Source organism: Brevibacillus sp. B_LB10_24 (assembly GCF_046036945.1).
In the GTDB taxonomy this organism is placed as follows: domain Bacteria; phylum Bacillota; class Bacilli; order Brevibacillales; family Brevibacillaceae; genus Brevibacillus_C.
The window spans coordinates 103,213-117,733 of the sequence record NZ_JBJQOQ010000009.1; the positions used below are offsets into that span (position 1 = coordinate 103,213).

Annotated in this window: 13 protein-coding genes; 2 read left to right on the plus strand and 11 right to left on the minus strand. The window is 52.8% G+C overall.

Annotated features, from left to right (window positions below):
• Positions 1-13 precede the first annotated feature (13 nt).
• From ACI7RC_RS10885 to ACI7RC_RS10900, 4 genes are all read right to left on the minus strand, one after another.
• The gene (locus ACI7RC_RS10885; RefSeq protein WP_408108261.1) at positions 14-961 is read right to left on the minus strand and encodes an ABC transporter permease; all 948 of its coding nucleotides are present in this window, start codon (positions 959-961) and stop codon (positions 14-16) included.
• Positions 962-987: 26 nt separating this feature from the next.
• Positions 988-2,559: an ABC transporter substrate-binding protein gene (locus tag ACI7RC_RS10890; RefSeq protein ID WP_408108262.1), complete on the minus strand. Its 1,572-nt coding sequence runs from the start codon at positions 2,557-2,559 to the stop codon at positions 988-990.
• A 169-nt stretch (positions 2,560-2,728) separates the two neighbouring features.
• Positions 2,729-3,295, minus strand: coding sequence for a TetR/AcrR family transcriptional regulator (locus ACI7RC_RS10895; RefSeq protein WP_408108263.1), 567 nt, complete (start codon positions 3,293-3,295; stop codon positions 2,729-2,731).
• 189 nt (positions 3,296-3,484) lie between these two features.
• A complete protein-coding gene (locus ACI7RC_RS10900) occupies positions 3,485-4,657 on the minus strand; it encodes a thiolase family protein (protein ID WP_408108264.1) in 1,173 nt (390 codons plus the stop codon).
• A gap of 179 nt (positions 4,658-4,836) precedes the next feature.
• Between ACI7RC_RS10900 and ACI7RC_RS10905 the strand changes: the two genes are divergently transcribed.
• Complete coding sequence (locus ACI7RC_RS10905) at positions 4,837-5,463, plus strand: histidine phosphatase family protein (RefSeq protein WP_408108265.1); 627 nt, start codon at positions 4,837-4,839, stop codon at positions 5,461-5,463.
• Between the two features lie 26 nt (positions 5,464-5,489).
• On the opposite strand, the gene ACI7RC_RS10910 is transcribed toward ACI7RC_RS10905, so the two are convergent.
• The 4 genes from ACI7RC_RS10910 to ACI7RC_RS10925 all read right to left on the minus strand — a co-directional run bounded on the left by ACI7RC_RS10910 (position 5,490) and on the right by ACI7RC_RS10925 (position 9,887).
• The gene (locus ACI7RC_RS10910; RefSeq protein ID WP_408108266.1) at positions 5,490-6,281 is read right to left on the minus strand and encodes an enoyl-CoA hydratase/isomerase family protein; all 792 of its coding nucleotides are present in this window, start codon (positions 6,279-6,281) and stop codon (positions 5,490-5,492) included.
• Between the two features lie 46 nt (positions 6,282-6,327).
• Positions 6,328-6,540 carry an acetyl-CoA carboxylase biotin carboxyl carrier protein subunit gene (locus ACI7RC_RS10915; RefSeq protein ID WP_408108267.1) on the minus strand — a complete coding sequence of 71 codons (213 nt, stop codon included), beginning with the start codon at positions 6,538-6,540 and terminating at the stop codon, positions 6,328-6,330.
• A gap of 60 nt (positions 6,541-6,600) precedes the next feature.
• Positions 6,601-8,088: an acyl-CoA carboxylase subunit beta gene (locus ACI7RC_RS10920; RefSeq protein WP_408108339.1), complete on the minus strand. Its 1,488-nt coding sequence runs from the start codon at positions 8,086-8,088 to the stop codon at positions 6,601-6,603.
• Between the two features lie 98 nt (positions 8,089-8,186).
• Positions 8,187-9,887 (minus strand): AMP-binding protein, encoded by a 1,701-nt coding sequence (locus ACI7RC_RS10925; RefSeq protein WP_408108268.1) that lies wholly within the window; start codon positions 9,885-9,887, stop codon positions 8,187-8,189.
• 204 nt (positions 9,888-10,091) lie between these two features.
• On the opposite strand from ACI7RC_RS10925, the gene ACI7RC_RS10930 reads away from it, so the two are divergent.
• Positions 10,092-11,657, plus strand: a complete 1,566-nt coding sequence (locus tag ACI7RC_RS10930) for an ABC transporter substrate-binding protein (RefSeq protein ID WP_408108269.1) — start codon at positions 10,092-10,094, stop codon at positions 11,655-11,657.
• Between the two features lie 83 nt (positions 11,658-11,740).
• Here ACI7RC_RS10930 and ACI7RC_RS10935 read toward each other — a convergent pair whose 3' ends face one another.
• From ACI7RC_RS10935 to ACI7RC_RS10945, 3 genes are read right to left on the minus strand one after another with little or no spacing between them, the layout of a single operon-like run.
• Positions 11,741-12,148, minus strand: a complete 408-nt coding sequence (locus ACI7RC_RS10935) for an NUDIX hydrolase (protein WP_408108270.1) — start codon at positions 12,146-12,148, stop codon at positions 11,741-11,743.
• Entirely contained in the window at positions 12,090-12,983 is an 894-nt protein-coding gene (locus ACI7RC_RS10940; RefSeq protein ID WP_408108271.1) for a phosphocholine cytidylyltransferase family protein, read from the minus strand. The genes ACI7RC_RS10935 and ACI7RC_RS10940 overlap by 59 nt, the downstream gene beginning before the upstream one ends.
• Positions 12,973-14,403, minus strand: a complete 1,431-nt coding sequence (locus ACI7RC_RS10945; protein WP_408108272.1) for a Mur ligase family protein — start codon at positions 14,401-14,403, stop codon at positions 12,973-12,975. The genes ACI7RC_RS10940 and ACI7RC_RS10945 overlap by 11 nt, the downstream gene beginning before the upstream one ends.
• Positions 14,404-14,521: the final 118 nt, after the last annotated feature.

The window sequence follows — 14,521 nt, forward strand, 5'->3', positions numbered from 1 at the left end:
CTTTTTTCCCCTTTCAATCGAATTCAATCCGCGGGTCGAGAATACCGTAAATCACATCGGTTAAAAAGTTTATCACCAGGACCATGACGACCATCACCAGCACGACTCCCTGCAGCATCGGAAAATCGCGCTGCAAAATAGAATTGACGGCGAGCTGCCCCATGCCGGGGATGGCAAAAATCGTTTCGATCACAACTGTCGCTCCCAGCAGGTTGCCGAACAAAAGACCCGCTGTCGTGACGACAGGCAGCAGCGCATTCCTCACCCCATGCTTCCAGATCACCGACCAGAGGAGCAGCCCTTTGGAGTAGGCCGTACGGATGTAGTCCGTGCCCAACACTTCTAACAGTGACGACCGCAGCTGTCGGGTAATTTGGGCCGCTCCGAAGGCCCCAAGAGAAACGGCGGGGAGCAGCACGCTCTTGAAAAAATCCACCGGACTGTCGGAGATGCTGACAAAACCGGTGGCGGGCAGCCAGCCGAGCTTGATGCTGAAAGCCAGGACCAGCAGCATCGCCAGCCAAAAGTTGGGGACGGCCGTTCCCAATGTGCCGAAAAACCTTGTGATGTAATCCAGCCAGCTATTGGGCCGGATGATCGAAGCGATCGCAAAGATCATTCCGATGAGAAAGGAGAAGATCATCGCGACCACGACGATCTGGAACGTGATCCCCAAATGGGCTGCCACCGAATCGCTGACGACTTCCCCGGTAAACAGCGATTTTCCCAGATCTCCTTGCACGGCTTTCCCCAGCCAATCGGCATACTGAACCAGGACAGGCTGATCGAGCCCCAGTTGATGGCGCAATTGTTCAATCTTTTCCTGGGTGGCGTTCTCTCCTAACAAGGAGACGGCAGGATCGCCAGGGATCAATAGAATCAGGGAAAATACCACCAGAGTCGTCACGAGCAGCATGGGGATGACGTACATCAAACGCCGCAGCAGAAATCGGAAGAACAAGCGACCTCCTCTCCTTTCCGTTCGTGTTATTTCTCAAGCCAGAGAAACTGGATTCTCGGTTTGCCGAGCAGGGTAGATTCAAATCCCTTCACTTTGGGGGACAGCGCGGCAGCAATGGGCGAGTACATAATCGGAATCTGCATCGCTTCGTCCAGCAAGGCGATTTGGTTAATCTCGCCGTACAACTTGGCGCGCTCTTTTTGATCGTAAGATGCGGCAGCCTGCGTGATCAGCTGTTCTTTTTCCGGGACCGTGGCTCCTCCTGCGTTGTAAAAACCTTTGCCGCTGTAGAACAACTGGGCTGTCTGCTGCGGGTCAGGACGTCCCGTCCATCGGGTAAGGTTGGCCGCAATCTGTTTTTCGTTGAAGTACAGGGCCGTCCCTTTCGTCAGCTCCATCGGCTTGATGTTGACCGTGATCCCCACTTCTTTCAGCTGTCCGCGGACGGCCTCGGCAATCCTCTGATAGAAGGCAGTAGGGGGGGTGGTCATGTCAAAGGAGACGTTCTCGGCACCAGCCTGCTTGAGCAGCTGCTTTGCTTTTTCGGGGTCGTACGGAATCTTCAGCCCTTCCTGGTGGGCCCAGTATCCGCTCGGGTATGACTGGTAAGCCGGTTCTCCTTGTCCGAACGTAAACGTTTTCACCAAAGCTTCCCGATCGATCGCGTATTGCATGGCATGTCGTACTTCTGCTTTGTCAAACGGGGGGATGGTTGTATTGATGTAGATATTGTAGAAGGCCAGGCTTACCTTCGAATCGATGACCAGGTTTGGGTCTGATGTAAGCGCTTGTACGTTGGAGGGTGAAACATTCCAGTAGATTTGGACCTGCCCGGATTTCAGCGCATTCAGGCGGGCGTTTTCATCCGGCATGATCTTGACAGTGATTTTATCCAGATAGGGGTAGCCCTTCTGCCAGTAATCGGCGTTTGCGACAAACTGGATTTCGCCATTGCGAACCCACTTAACCATCTTAAAAGGACCCGTTCCGACTGGATTTTGCGAATAGTCGGCACCGTATTTTTGGATGGCGGTCGGAGATGCCATCATCCCGGTGCGATCAGCCAGCGACAATATAATAGAAGAATCGGGTTGCTCCAAATGAAGCTTGACGGTAGATGGGTCGACGACTTCGACCGACTTGATGTTTTTCAGATCCGACACTTTGGATTCGGCAGAATTGGCCCGCTCCAGATTGAACTTGACGGCTTCGGCGTCAAACGGCGTGCCGTCGTGGAAGGTTACCCCTTTTCTCAAATGCAGGACGATCGTCTTGTCATCGACGATCTCCCACGATTCGGCAAGGCATGGCTGCGGTTCCAGATTGCTGTTGTACGTGACCAGCGTGTCGTATACAGGATAGAGCAGTGCGTGGTCACTCCCGGAATTACCCAAAATCGGATCGTAGTTGCTCAGATCGCTGTCGTAAGCGACCGTCAGTTCACCGCCCTTTTGCGGTCCGCTCGTCACGGACGAAGTCGCAGAACTGCTCGACGTCTTAGGATCCGTACTGTCGGATTTGGCAGGCGAGGAACACCCGGCCAGCAGCAGAAGGGCCGTCATGAATACAAGCAAGGCATGCACTCGTTTGACAACCATCTATCCATCCTCCCCCTTTTCATCTAATCGAAGCAAAATAAGGCGTCGAACATGGCATGTTTTTCTAAAAGATACTGACCGTACAGTATCTATAGTATTTAATATTCAGAATATTGTCAATATACTAACCGTCCTCTTTTGGTAGGATAGTTAGCAGGCTGTATCGGATTTATTTATACGCAATACCGTTCAACAGCATTTCCATATAGGTGCGAATCAGTTCGTCTTCCGGAACCGGGCCGTCAGGTTTGTACCACCTGTTGCTCCAATTGCACACGCCTAGAATGGCAAAGGTTACAAGATCGGCTCGCAGATCCGGACGGAACTCCCGGTTCTCTATACCCTGTTCGATAATCTTCTGCAGATTTTTGCGAAATTCCCGCCGTTTTTTTCTGATGATCATGTAATTCTCTTCATTGAGGTGGCGCAGCTCACGATAGAAAATCCTGGCGATCCGTCCTTGTGTGCGGATGTGTTTGATCAGCAGCGCTACGACCTCAAACATTTTGGTTTTCCAATCCTTGTCAGGTTGAAGCAGTATTTGCTCCTGCTTGGCCAAAAGATCATCGATATACTGCAGTTGGATATCCATCAGCAATTGTTCTTTTGATTCGAAGTAATAGTAGAAGGTTCCTTTGGTAACGCCGAGCCTGTCGACAACGTCCTGAATGGAGGTTTGACTGAATCCTTTCAACTCAAACAACGAAATACTCTGTTCTATAATTTTATTTTTCATGAAATGGTGCCCCTTTCCCTAGACAGATAATTACGACTATTATAATAGAAAGACTTCATCCCCAACAATTCCAACGATAGCAGGTCACCAAGCTGCGGGCCGGATCGCCCAATCGGGCAACCCGTCCCTCGGCATTGCCTATGTGTTCAAGGTCTGCCGCTTTGTAATCGACCCGGTAAAGTGCGGCGCCTACTTTTCCCGTTCCAGAATCACCGCAATTCCCTGTCCGCCGCCGATGCATGCCGTCAACAGAGCGTAGCGTCCCTGCACCCGCCTCAGTTCGTAGACGGCTTTCGCAGCCAGGATCGCGCCGGTTGCCCCGAGCGGATGTCCGTGGGCAATCGCCCCACCGTTTACATTTACTTTGTTCAGGTCCAGTTGAAGCTCCCGGTCACAGGCAATCACCTGGGCGGCAAAAGCCTCATTGATTTCGATCAGATCCATATCGTCCAGGGTCAGACCGGATTTCTCCAGTACTTTGCGGACGGCTGGGACCGGACCGATGCCCATGATATTCGGGTCGACTCCGGCCACCGCGCGGGAGCGAACGGCTGCGAACGGCTGCAAGCCCAGTTCCTCCGCCTTTTCCCGTGCCATGATGACCAGAGCGCAAGCCGCGTCGTTCAGTCCGGAGCTGTTCCCGGCTGTGACGCTGCCTCCCTCGACGAATGCCGGCGGGAGTTTGCTGAGTCCCTCCAGAGTCGTCTGCGGTCGGGGATGCTCATCTTCTGCGAACAGGAAGGTTGCCCCTTTTCCCTTGGGGACCGAGATCGGCACGATCTGTTCGTCAAACCGTTTTTCTGCCATGGCGTTAGCCATTTTCTGCTGGCTGGCCAGGGCAAACGCATCTTGTTCTTCCCGGCTGATCCCGTATTTTTTGACGAGGTTTTCCGCGGTGATGCCCATCGGAGGGTTGCCGATTTCGCGCGGAGACAGCTGGGACTTTCTGAATGAAGGCGGCTGTACGCTGTACAGTTTATCAGGCTTGCTCATCAGATAAGGCGCCTGGCTGTAGCTTTCGATCCCGCCAGCGACATAGATGTCGCCATCCCCCGACTCGACCGCCTGGGCAGCCAAAGTAATGGCATTTAATCCCGACCCGCACTGCCGGTCAACCGTTAAACCGGGAATCTCCAATGACAATCCCGTCTTCAGTGCTGACAAGCGGGCGATGTTCCCCCCGCCGCTAAGCACGTTCCCCATGATGACATCGTCGATCATATCCGTAGTCACCTGAGCCCGGTTCATCGCTTCCTTGATGACGGCCGCCCCGTAATAATGCGCTGGAAGCGTCGCCAACGCTCCCCCGTTTCTGGCTATCGGCGTTCGCACCGCAGCAACAATAACAGCATCACGTTTCATCCTGTTTCCCCCTTCCTTGTAATAAACTGACCGGTTAGTATGTCGTTGTATTAGTTATTTATATTATATTTTAAAATATTGATTTATTCAAATATTTATAACTATTTAGCTTTCTCTCTGAATAAAATTTGCTATGATACTTGTGAACATCCATTATGCAGCAAAAGGAGTGGCTTGGCTTGAACATCTATTTGATACGTCACGGTGAATCCGAACATAATGTCGACCGTTTTCGCATGGCTCATACCCACGATTCTAAACACGCCCTGACTGAACGCGGCAGAAAACAGGCGAATCTCACGGGGCAATTCATGAGCCGGCAGATCATGGGCAACGCCGTTCTCTACTCATCCCCGTACCTTCGCACCATCGAGACGGCAAAGGCGATCCACGCCATGCTGCCGGCGGAAACCCCGTTCTATGAAAATCCGCTGCTGCGGGAATGGGAGCTGGGAAACCTCTACGATTTCAACGGGCGGACACCGGAAGCGAAACGGGAATTTAAGGCGGCCGGACGATTTTACTATCGCTATCAAAACGGCGAATCGGCAGCCGATGTCTATCTGCGCTCCGCCCTGTTTATGAACACCGTCGTCCAGCGGCTCGTGCAGCAACAGAGATACGAACATCTGCTGGTGGTGTCGCATGCCGCCTTTATCCACATGTACCTCGCTTTTTTGCTGAACTGGCCTGTCGAAAAAATGGAAGTGTATGAGCCGGTGGAAAACGCGTCTGTCATCCTGATCCAGGAGACAGCGGGCGAATACCGCCACGAAAAGATTTTTGCGCCTGTGGCAGAAGAATAACCTCCTGCAGCATGCCCGTAATCTCCCTACTTGCCGAAGAATTGCGGGCTCCTTTTTTCGATAAACGCTTTGACGCCTTCGCTGTGGTCATGTGTCGTCTTGATCATCGCCTGGGCCGTTCGCTCCATTTCCAGGATCCCTTCCAAATCGGAGATCAGCGCACGGTTGGCAATCCGCTTCATCATGCCGATCGCCCGGGATGGGCCTTCCGCCAATTTCCGGGCGTACTTCATCGCTTCCGGCAGCAGCTGCTCACTGGGGTAGAGGCGGTTGACCATCCCCCAGGAATAGGCTGTCGCCGCTTCGATCGGCTCCGCATTGAACAGCACTTCTTTTGCCCGGTAAAGTCCCAGCGTCCTGGGGAGAAAGAACAGGCAGCCGCCGTCGGAGATGAGACCGACCTTGGCAAAACTGAGGACGAACTTGCAGTCTTGTGCCGCGAGGATTTGATCGCAAGCCATCGCCAGGCAGACACCTGCCCCGGCTGCATAGCCGTGCACGGCTGCCACGATCGGAACGTCCAGATCGGCCATCGCGAGAATGACTTTGTTCAAACGGCCAATGTGCTCGTAGGTGAGGACGGGCCCGGAGTCACCCATTCGCTCCTCCATCCGTTTGACATCCCCGCCGGCGCTAAACGCCCGCCCCGCTCCCGACAAAAGGACGGCCCGGATATCGGGATCCTCTTTTGCCCGCTGGATCGCTTCCATCATCCCTTCCAGCATGTCGGGACTAAAGACGTTTAGTGACTGGGGACGGTTCAGTGTGACCGCTAATACATTGCCTTCCACCTGCAAAAGAATGTCTTCTCTACTCATACAAACACCCTCCTTCACGATTTATCCGCATGGACATCGGCTGCAGCTACTCCAATTCCAGAATCGGATCCCCTTCATTGACGAAGTCCCCCTCGCCTGCTGTGACCTCCTTCACCCTACCCTCGCGATCCGCCGTAATCGGGATTTCCATCTTCATCGATTCAATGATCGCGACCTCTTGTCCGTTTGCGACGGCATCTCCCTTTTTGACCAAAATTTTCCATACGTTCCCTGCCATGCTTGCTGTCACTTTGCTCATCCCAATCCCTCCATTTCTTCACACAGATACAGATATAGATTTTGATACCGCTGACGGGGTTTAAAAACCGGTTGGCCAATTTGCCAGCAGCCGCTGACTCTTCGAACCGTTCTTCACACATGCGTATTCCAGCGACTGGCAGAGGAATTTGCGCGTGTCCCGCGGGTCAATCACATCGTCGATGTAGTGCTTGGCCGCCGCTTTATAGGGCGAACTGTCGAAGGACCACAAGTGGAGTAATTCTTTGCGCTCCTCCGAGGGATTTTCGGCATTCATCAACTGTCTGCCGTAGACGACGTTAATGCCCACCTCCGGTCCGGTGAAGTTAATCTCGGCTGTTGGCCAGGCGGCGACAAAGTCAGCCCCCATCCCCGGACCGCACATATTTGCGTAAGCCATTCCGATCGCTTTGCGCACGATGACAGACAGCTTGGGGACAGTGGAGTAGGCCAGTGCCTGATTCCATACCATGATCTTGGTCGGGATCTTCTCCCGCTCACCGACACTGCCAATGCGGAATCCCGGTGTATCAAGCAAAAAGATCAAGGGGATATGGAACGAATCACATAAACAGATAAATTCCGTCGCTTTGTCACACTCATCGGGACCGGCTGCCCCGGCACTGTACAGCGGCTGGCTGGCGACGATCCCGACGACCCTGCCGTCCAGCCGGGCCAACCCGGTGATGAGCGCGCGGCCAAACAGCGGCTTCAAGGGGAAAAACTCCTGGTCATCAACGATCGAGCGGATCAATTTGGTCATATCGTAGGCGCGGTTTCTTTTCGTCGGAACGATCTGGACTGCGTCGTCGATCCTCCGCCAGGGATCATCCTCCGTCCGCTTGAAAGGCGGTTCTTGTTGGGCATTGAGCGGCATGTAAGAAAAAAAGGCCCTCATCTTGTCGATGCACTCCTGCTCGCTTTCGGCGACGTCATCATTCTGACCGGTCACTTCGGCATGGAGCTTCCAGCCGCCCAAATCTTCTGCAGCAATGGTTTCACCGGTGGCCACCTCAAGCATTCTCGGCCCGGCGACTGCCATGCAGGTGCCCTTCACCTGTACGACATAATCGGAGGTGACCGCATGCCAAGTCGGCGCTCCAAAGCTGTCCCCCATAATTCCCAGGATGCCGGGCACCTGCCTTGCCGTCATCAAGCCGTCCCGCGTTGGCAGGCTTGCGCTGATCCCGTCAGACCCCATCCCGTCCGGCATGCGAAGTCCGCTTCCTTCCGCCAGTTCAAACACCGGGAGTCCCCGTTTGACGGCGTAGGCTTTTACTTCTCTTGCCTTTCGCTTGGAGACGTGACCCGTCGCCCCTCCGAAGACCGTCTTGTCCATGGCTTGCACCACCACCGGACGGCCCGCCACTTTGCCCAGCCCGCAGATGAGTCCGTCAGCCGGGCTTTGCTCCTCATGCCCCGGCAGATCAGAATGGTTAAGCAGGCCAAGTTCCATAAATGTCCCCGAATCAACCAGCATCCCGATCCGTTCTCTGGCGGTGCCGCGGCCAAGACTATGCTGCTGTTCCACCTTTTGTTGGCCGCCCATGATTTTCGCCTGTTCCTTGCGCTGCTCCAGCTCTTTGATCAACTCTTCCAAAGCTCTTCCCCCTTCCTCATCGTCGCGGAATCCGTCCGCGCCATCAATTAAGCAGCTTCTTCAATTCTGCTTTTTTCACTTTTCCGGTCGACGTCAGCGGAAATCCATCGACTAATGACGGGAACTTTATAGACTGCCATGTGCTGCCGGCACCATTCAGCAAGCTCTGCTGCAGAGACTGCCTGTTCGCAATCTTCGCGCAGCTTGACGAAAGCGACGGGAATCTCTCCCTTCTGTTCATCCGGTTTCCCGATCACGGCGCTCCCTTCAATCGCGGGGTGACGGCTGAGCAGCGCTTCGATCTCGGAGGGAAATACGCTCATCCCGTTTACTTTTAGCATTTCTTTTTTTCTGCCGAGGTAATGTAAAAACCCCTCGGAATCGATCATGCCCATATCGCCGGTATAAAACCATCCGTCCCGCAGCGATTGGCGGGTCGCCTCCGGTTGATTCAGATACGACCTGAACAGGGAAGGGGAACGGACGACGATCTCTCCCTTTTCCCCCAGCGGTACGAGTTCTTTCGTCTCGAAATCAACGATGCGCAGTTCCGTGCCTGGGACCGGCAAGCCGCAAAATACAGGCGGCTGGCTGAGCAGATCCATGTCGTCTGCCTGAAACCCGTTAGTGAACGTATCCGCCGTGTGGGTCTCCGTCATTCCGTAAGCTCCCTCGCGGATCGAGCAGTCCGGGCCGGTCAGCTCTTTCCAGCGCTTTCGGTATGCCGGGTCCAGCTTCTTGACGAATGACATGGCTGACACCAGCCGAACACTATTCAGGTTGTACTCCTTGACGCGGGGGTGTTCCATCAGCTCGACGACATTGTCTACCACGGCACTAAAATAGTTGACTCGGTAGCGGTCGATCGACGTCAAGACGGCATCGGCGTCCCATCTGGTCAACAGAACGCATGTGTTTCCGTTAAAGACAGGCCCGATCAGACCGCCGTTCTCCCCCGAGATCCAGAAGATCGGCGTGTATACCAGGTTTACATCTCCAGGCTGGTATCCGACGTTAAACGTCCTTATGCAGGCAGCGGTGTAGAGCATGTTCCTCTGCGTATGCTCGCATCCTTTGGGCAGTCCGGTCGTTCCCCCCGTGTAGTTCAACGCTGCCGTGTCATCGAGGGCTGCCTGATTGTCAGGATAATCAGGCAGCCGCTCGGCGAGCGCAGCCATCAGGTCGATTGCTCCCGCGGTATCTGCCGTTCCTGAGAGCAGGCTCCTGTGGACCGGGATCGCAGGGTTTTCCGGGAGAAAATCAGCCAGGCGGGTCGTGATGATTTCCCTCAGCCGCGTCTGGCCCATCACTGCTTTTACAGCAGCGTGCAGCACATCCAACGTGACGATGACACTGGCCTCGGCATCCTGCAGTTGATGGAGCAGTTCCATTTCCCGGTACATGGGATTGATCGGTACATGGACACACCCCAGTTTCAGAGCGCCGTAAAAGACAATGTGGAATTGCGGACAGTTTGGCAGATATACCGCCACTTTGTCCCCCTTGCCAAGGCCGAGCTGATGCAGCAAGGCGGCAAACTGATCGCTTAACTCGTCAAGCTGTTTGAAAGAAAGCTCGTTTCCGTAGTAGATAAGTACAGGATCATGCGGCTTTAGCTCGGCCCACTTCCGCAAATAATCGGGTAACGGAATTTCTCCAAACGGATAGCAAGGCTCTTTCGGAAGGTGACGCGGCCAATTCTTTTTCCATAGCTGATGAAGGTTTGCAGCGCAGCTGTCTGCATTCACATTCGTTTCCCTCCTGACCTGAATCAACTAACCAGTTACTAACCAGTTAGTATGTTATGAAGTATTTTTCATTATATTACGATATTTCAAATGATTCAAATATTTTATCGCACTTCTCTTTAAAATATATTGTTATAATTTTCTGAATAAATTATAATACATACTAACCGGTTAGATAGTAATTGATATGTTAGGGGAGTTCAAATGAAAAAAGACAAAATGAAGCTGATACTCTTGTTCCTGTCGACTGTATTCCTGCTTCTTGCGGGATGCGGCGGCCAACCCGCTGCAAGCGATCCAGGCCACGCCGAATCAAAAGTCAATGCCGATCAGGCAAGCAGCGGGCAAGGCGGAGAACTGACGATTGGCTACTATGCGGATATCAGCAGCTACGACCCGACATTGGCGGCATCAGGCGGGGACCACAGCCTGTTGTATTTTGTGTACGAAAGTTTGGTCAATTACAGCCCGAATATGGAGCCTCTCCCCGGACTGGCCAAGTCGTGGGAACAAAAAGACGACAAGACCATCGTCTTTCATCTGCAGGAGGGCGTTACTTTTCAGGACGGAACCCCGTTTGATGCGGAAGCCGTCAAATTCAATATCGAACGGGTCAATTCTGACAAGTCTATTCTTACCGATCTGAAAACAGTCGAATCCGTCGAAGTCATCGACCCGCTGACAGCGGTGTTTCATCTCAAGCAGCCCGACTCCGGGTTGATCCTGTCCCTGACAGAGCGGGCCGGGATGATGGCAAGTCCTGCGGCGGTGAAAAAATACGGCGACGACTACGCCGCCCATCCGGTCGGAACAGGTCCCTACAAGCTGGCTAAACGGGTGCCCAACAGCGAAATTCAGCTGGAACGCTACGACAGGTACTGGCAGAAGGGAAAGCCGTCCCTGGATAAAATCACCGTCAAGATCATGCTTCAGGAAAACACCATGATCAATGCGTTGAAGTCGGGAGAAGTGCAAGTCATCGCCCCAGTCACCCCGCAAAACATCCAGGTCCTGCAGCAGTCGCCCAATATTGCACTGGACATCAGTCCTTCCTTAAACTTCCAAAACATGTTTCTCAACACGTCCAAGCCTCCTTTGGACAAGCGGGAAGTGAGGTTGGCCATCCAGTACGCGCTTAACCGCGAACAGTTGGTGAAGGCGCTGCAATTTGGGCAAGGGGAGCCGGCTTACAGCCCTTTTCCCCAAGATCACCCTGTATTTGATCCAGCCCATGTGATTCCCTATGATCCCCAGAAGGCGAAGCAGTTGCTCGAGGCTGCCGGCGTCTCCGGCGTTACACTCGACATCATCCTGAAACCTGACGCGTTCAGCTTGCGGCTCGGGGAGGCCGTGCGGGCTCAGCTCGCCCAGGTCGGCATCAAGGTAAATTTGCATCCGACAGAAGTGACCAAACTAACCGAGGAGTTTTTCAAGGAGTTCAAATATCCTGCGGCCATCGCCCGAGCTTCCAACAGGCCCGATCCCAATCAGATCCTGCGCCTGTACTACGGCGGCAGCAGTTTTTACAACCCCGGGAAGCACGCGAATCCCGCATTTGAGGCGCTGCTGGAAAAGATCGCCGCCACGACAGACCAAAAGGAAAGGGCAAAGCTGATCGGCGAAGCGACCCGGATCGCCATGACAGAGGATGCCGTTGGGATTCCGATCTTTTTCGAACCGATGATCGTCGCGATGGATAAAAAAGTGAAAGGATTTGAAGCAAATCTCATCGGCAAGCCGAAGTTTCAATTCCTCTCGTTTGAAAAGTAGTCGACTGGTTGTCTTCGGCACCTATGTCACTACAGGACGCTGCCAGCTAGCCGTCAAAAACAGAGACGGCCAACCATTCACCTTCACAGCTCGATGACAAATGGTTGGCTGTCTTGCTGCAAGCAGCGGATCACTCTTTGTTTAAACACCTGTAGTTTGATATTCCTCATCGCCTCTTCAACGGAAAAATAGCCGACATCAAGATGTTCATAAGAGCAGGCGAGCTCGCCGCTGACTGGTTTTCCCTGAAACAAAAAAACACAGGTGGACCTGGCCAAATCCTGTTCAATTCCGCATAGCCTGGTCAATTCAATCTCGATTCCCGACTCTTCCTTTACTTCCCTGATGGCTGCTTCCTTAATCGGTTCACCTGTTTCTACATATCCGCCGGGAAACTCCCAACCCCTGCCGTGCGCCTTTACGAGCAGTAGTTTATTTTCCGGATTGATCACCATAACCGCGACGGCCAATTTCTGCTTTGGTATGTCCATCAGCCTCACCCCCTTGCCAACCGCCGTTTGATCGATCAGCTTCCCGCGCTTGGATCAAGGGATAAATCTGCAGGGCTGCCCGGTTCCAATGAGACTCGTCATCCACTTCACACCAAGCCAGGTCATGCAGCCTCTGTACAAATAATTTGACGTCCTTGGAGATTCCGATCAGCGCATTCTCGTAATCTAGCGTGGATGCGGTTGGCAAAATCTTCGCTACATACCTGCACAAGGCTTCAAAGGCAGTGTAGGAGAGTTTCGTAATCCCCACCAATTCCGCATAAATGCTGCCCAGATCTTCGGCTCTTTTGGACAGATTGACGAGATAATGGTCTTCATCTGTTTCGATAAAGACTTCATCTCCGGAATGAGTGAATGTGCTTGCCAAAATAACGTCCTGCCGCTCTTCTTCCAATAATCTGCGCAAAGCCTTCTTTTCATAGATCAGATCTGACTCAAGCAACAAAAAGTCTTCGCTGATATAATCCTTTAACTGATAGAGGGTGTACATGCTCCCCGTCGATTCGTAACGTTCATTGCAGACACATTGGATTTGAGGATATTGAGAAGCGAGATGTTCGTACATTTCGCTGACATACCCCGTTCCGATGACGATCTTGTCAATTCCCGCCTCCAGCAGTTTGGCGATGGAATGTTCGATAATAGGCTTTTCATCGATGATCAAAAAACCTTTCGGGCGGCCATTTGTCCTGCTGCCCAGCCGCTTTCCCATGCCTGCAGCGACAATGACCGCCGTCTTAATGATTCCGCCACCTGTCCCCCGGCAGCTGCTGAGGCTGAAGCCCTGCCCCGTCTCGTGAAGATCATGGCCCATCCGTTCCCGCCCGCCGCTGATCGGGTAAAAGCTTGCTCTTTAAGCTGATAAAGGACTCTCTCATCATCACCCGGTAGGTAACCTTCAACAGAATCATCGCGTTTTCATCAAGGTGAGGCTCCAAAATCTTGAAAATCTGCGAACCGGTCTCACAAAAATAAACGCGGTCCTCGCTCATCCCCTGTCTCAAGGCACTAAGACCGATTTGCTCCGCTTCCTCACCAACGACGATCAACAGGTCAAGATTGGTTTCGGCCGCTTTTTCACCCATTTTCGCATATTGTTCCTGCGCGTATTCACTTTCACCCAGCTGCGGCATGAAGCCCAAGAGAGCGATTGTTTTCCTTCCCTGAGAAATATCTTTCATCACTTGCAGCGCAGTGGCCATGGAGAGCGGAGAAGAATTCCATGTATCGTCTAGTACCGTACAGCCGTTGACACCGGTCTTTACCTCCAAATGCTCCTCCACCTGTACAAAGCCGGCTAATCGATGCAGGGCTGTTTCAATCTTCACCCCGATACACGACACTGCTGCGACCGCGGCAAGAGCATTGTACACATTGTGCTCTCCGTAGCCGGGAACGTAACCCTGATAAGATTGGCCTTGATGCTCCAGCTCAAATGTCATCCCGCTGTCTGCATAGCTGATGTTTTTGGCGCGAAAATCGGACCGTTCCGTTTTGCCGAAATAGACGACTCGCTTCAAACCGCTGACATCGATCACTTTCTTGATATTTTCATCATCGTCATTCAGGATGAGGACACCGTTTTCTGGATCGAGTCCTTCCATGATTTCCGCTTTTGCCATCATATACTCCTCGGGTGTTTCACAACCGGCCAAGTGGTGCACGTCGATGTTCAGTAACAGGCGGATCTGCGGCTGGAAGTACCGGCAGGCAGTGCTCAAATAGCCCGGATGGACGACCGGTATTTCAAAAACAGCCACGTCCGTGTGTTGGTCGATTTCGAGCATGTATTCCACATTGTCCCAAATGTCATTGATGCTCCTCCAAGTAGCGGTTACGGTATAATCTTCTTCCTCGAGAATGTGCCGGATCATTTCTTTTGTCGTCGTTTTGCCGCAGGTTCCTGTGATGCCGATTACCGGGATCGGAAAAAGGTTTCGATAGTACTGGACGAATTGCTCATAAGCTTGCTCTATCTGATCAACCTGGATGAGAATGATCGAATCCCCCAAATCAGTGCAAAGCTCCGGTTGATCTGTAACAATCGCGACTGACTGGTAAACTCTCCAATACTTTCCATGGATTGGCTCTCTATCCAGATGGAAGACCAAGGTATGATCGTCGATCTCTTTCTTTGACCAATCGATTACGTTTCGTATCATCGGGTTGCCGGACCCGTGAATGACGCGGCCGCCTATTAACTGAACAATGTCACGTAACGGCAGGCTTTTCACCTCAAGTCACTCCAATCCAATTGAATTTTACGTTGCTTCCTGTCACTACCGGTCAGTGATGCTGTCTGAATGAGCAACGGAGCTGCGAGAGTGCGCAACTATCCAGTCTTGTCTTACC

Bases quoted from the DNA above. Each gene is read 5' to 3' on its own strand.
- ACI7RC_RS10890 (WP_408108262.1), bottom strand. From the start codon at position 2,559: ATGGTTGTCAAACGAGTGCATGCCTTGCTTGTATTCATGACGGCCCTT.
- ACI7RC_RS10895 (WP_408108263.1), bottom strand. From the start codon at position 3,295: ATGAAAAATAAAATTATAGAACAGAGTATTTCGTTGTTTGAGTTGAAA.
- ACI7RC_RS10900 (WP_408108264.1), bottom strand. From the start codon at position 4,657: ATGAAACGTGATGCTGTTATTGTTGCTGCGGTGCGAACGCCGATAGCC.
- ACI7RC_RS10910 (WP_408108266.1), bottom strand. From the start codon at position 6,281: ATGAGTAGAGAAGACATTCTTTTGCAGGTGGAAGGCAATGTATTAGCG.
- ACI7RC_RS10915 (WP_408108267.1), bottom strand. From the start codon at position 6,540: ATGAGCAAAGTGACAGCAAGCATGGCAGGGAACGTATGGAAAATTTTG.
- ACI7RC_RS10920 (WP_408108339.1), bottom strand. From the start codon at position 8,088: ATGGGCGGCCAACAAAAGGTGGAACAGCAGCATAGTCTTGGCCGCGGC.
- ACI7RC_RS10930 (WP_408108269.1), top strand. From the start codon at position 10,092: ATGAAAAAAGACAAAATGAAGCTGATACTCTTGTTCCTGTCGACTGTA.
- ACI7RC_RS10935 (WP_408108270.1), bottom strand. From the start codon at position 12,148: ATGGACATACCAAAGCAGAAATTGGCCGTCGCGGTTATGGTGATCAAT.
- ACI7RC_RS10940 (WP_408108271.1), bottom strand. From the start codon at position 12,983: ATGGGCCATGATCTTCACGAGACGGGGCAGGGCTTCAGCCTCAGCAGC.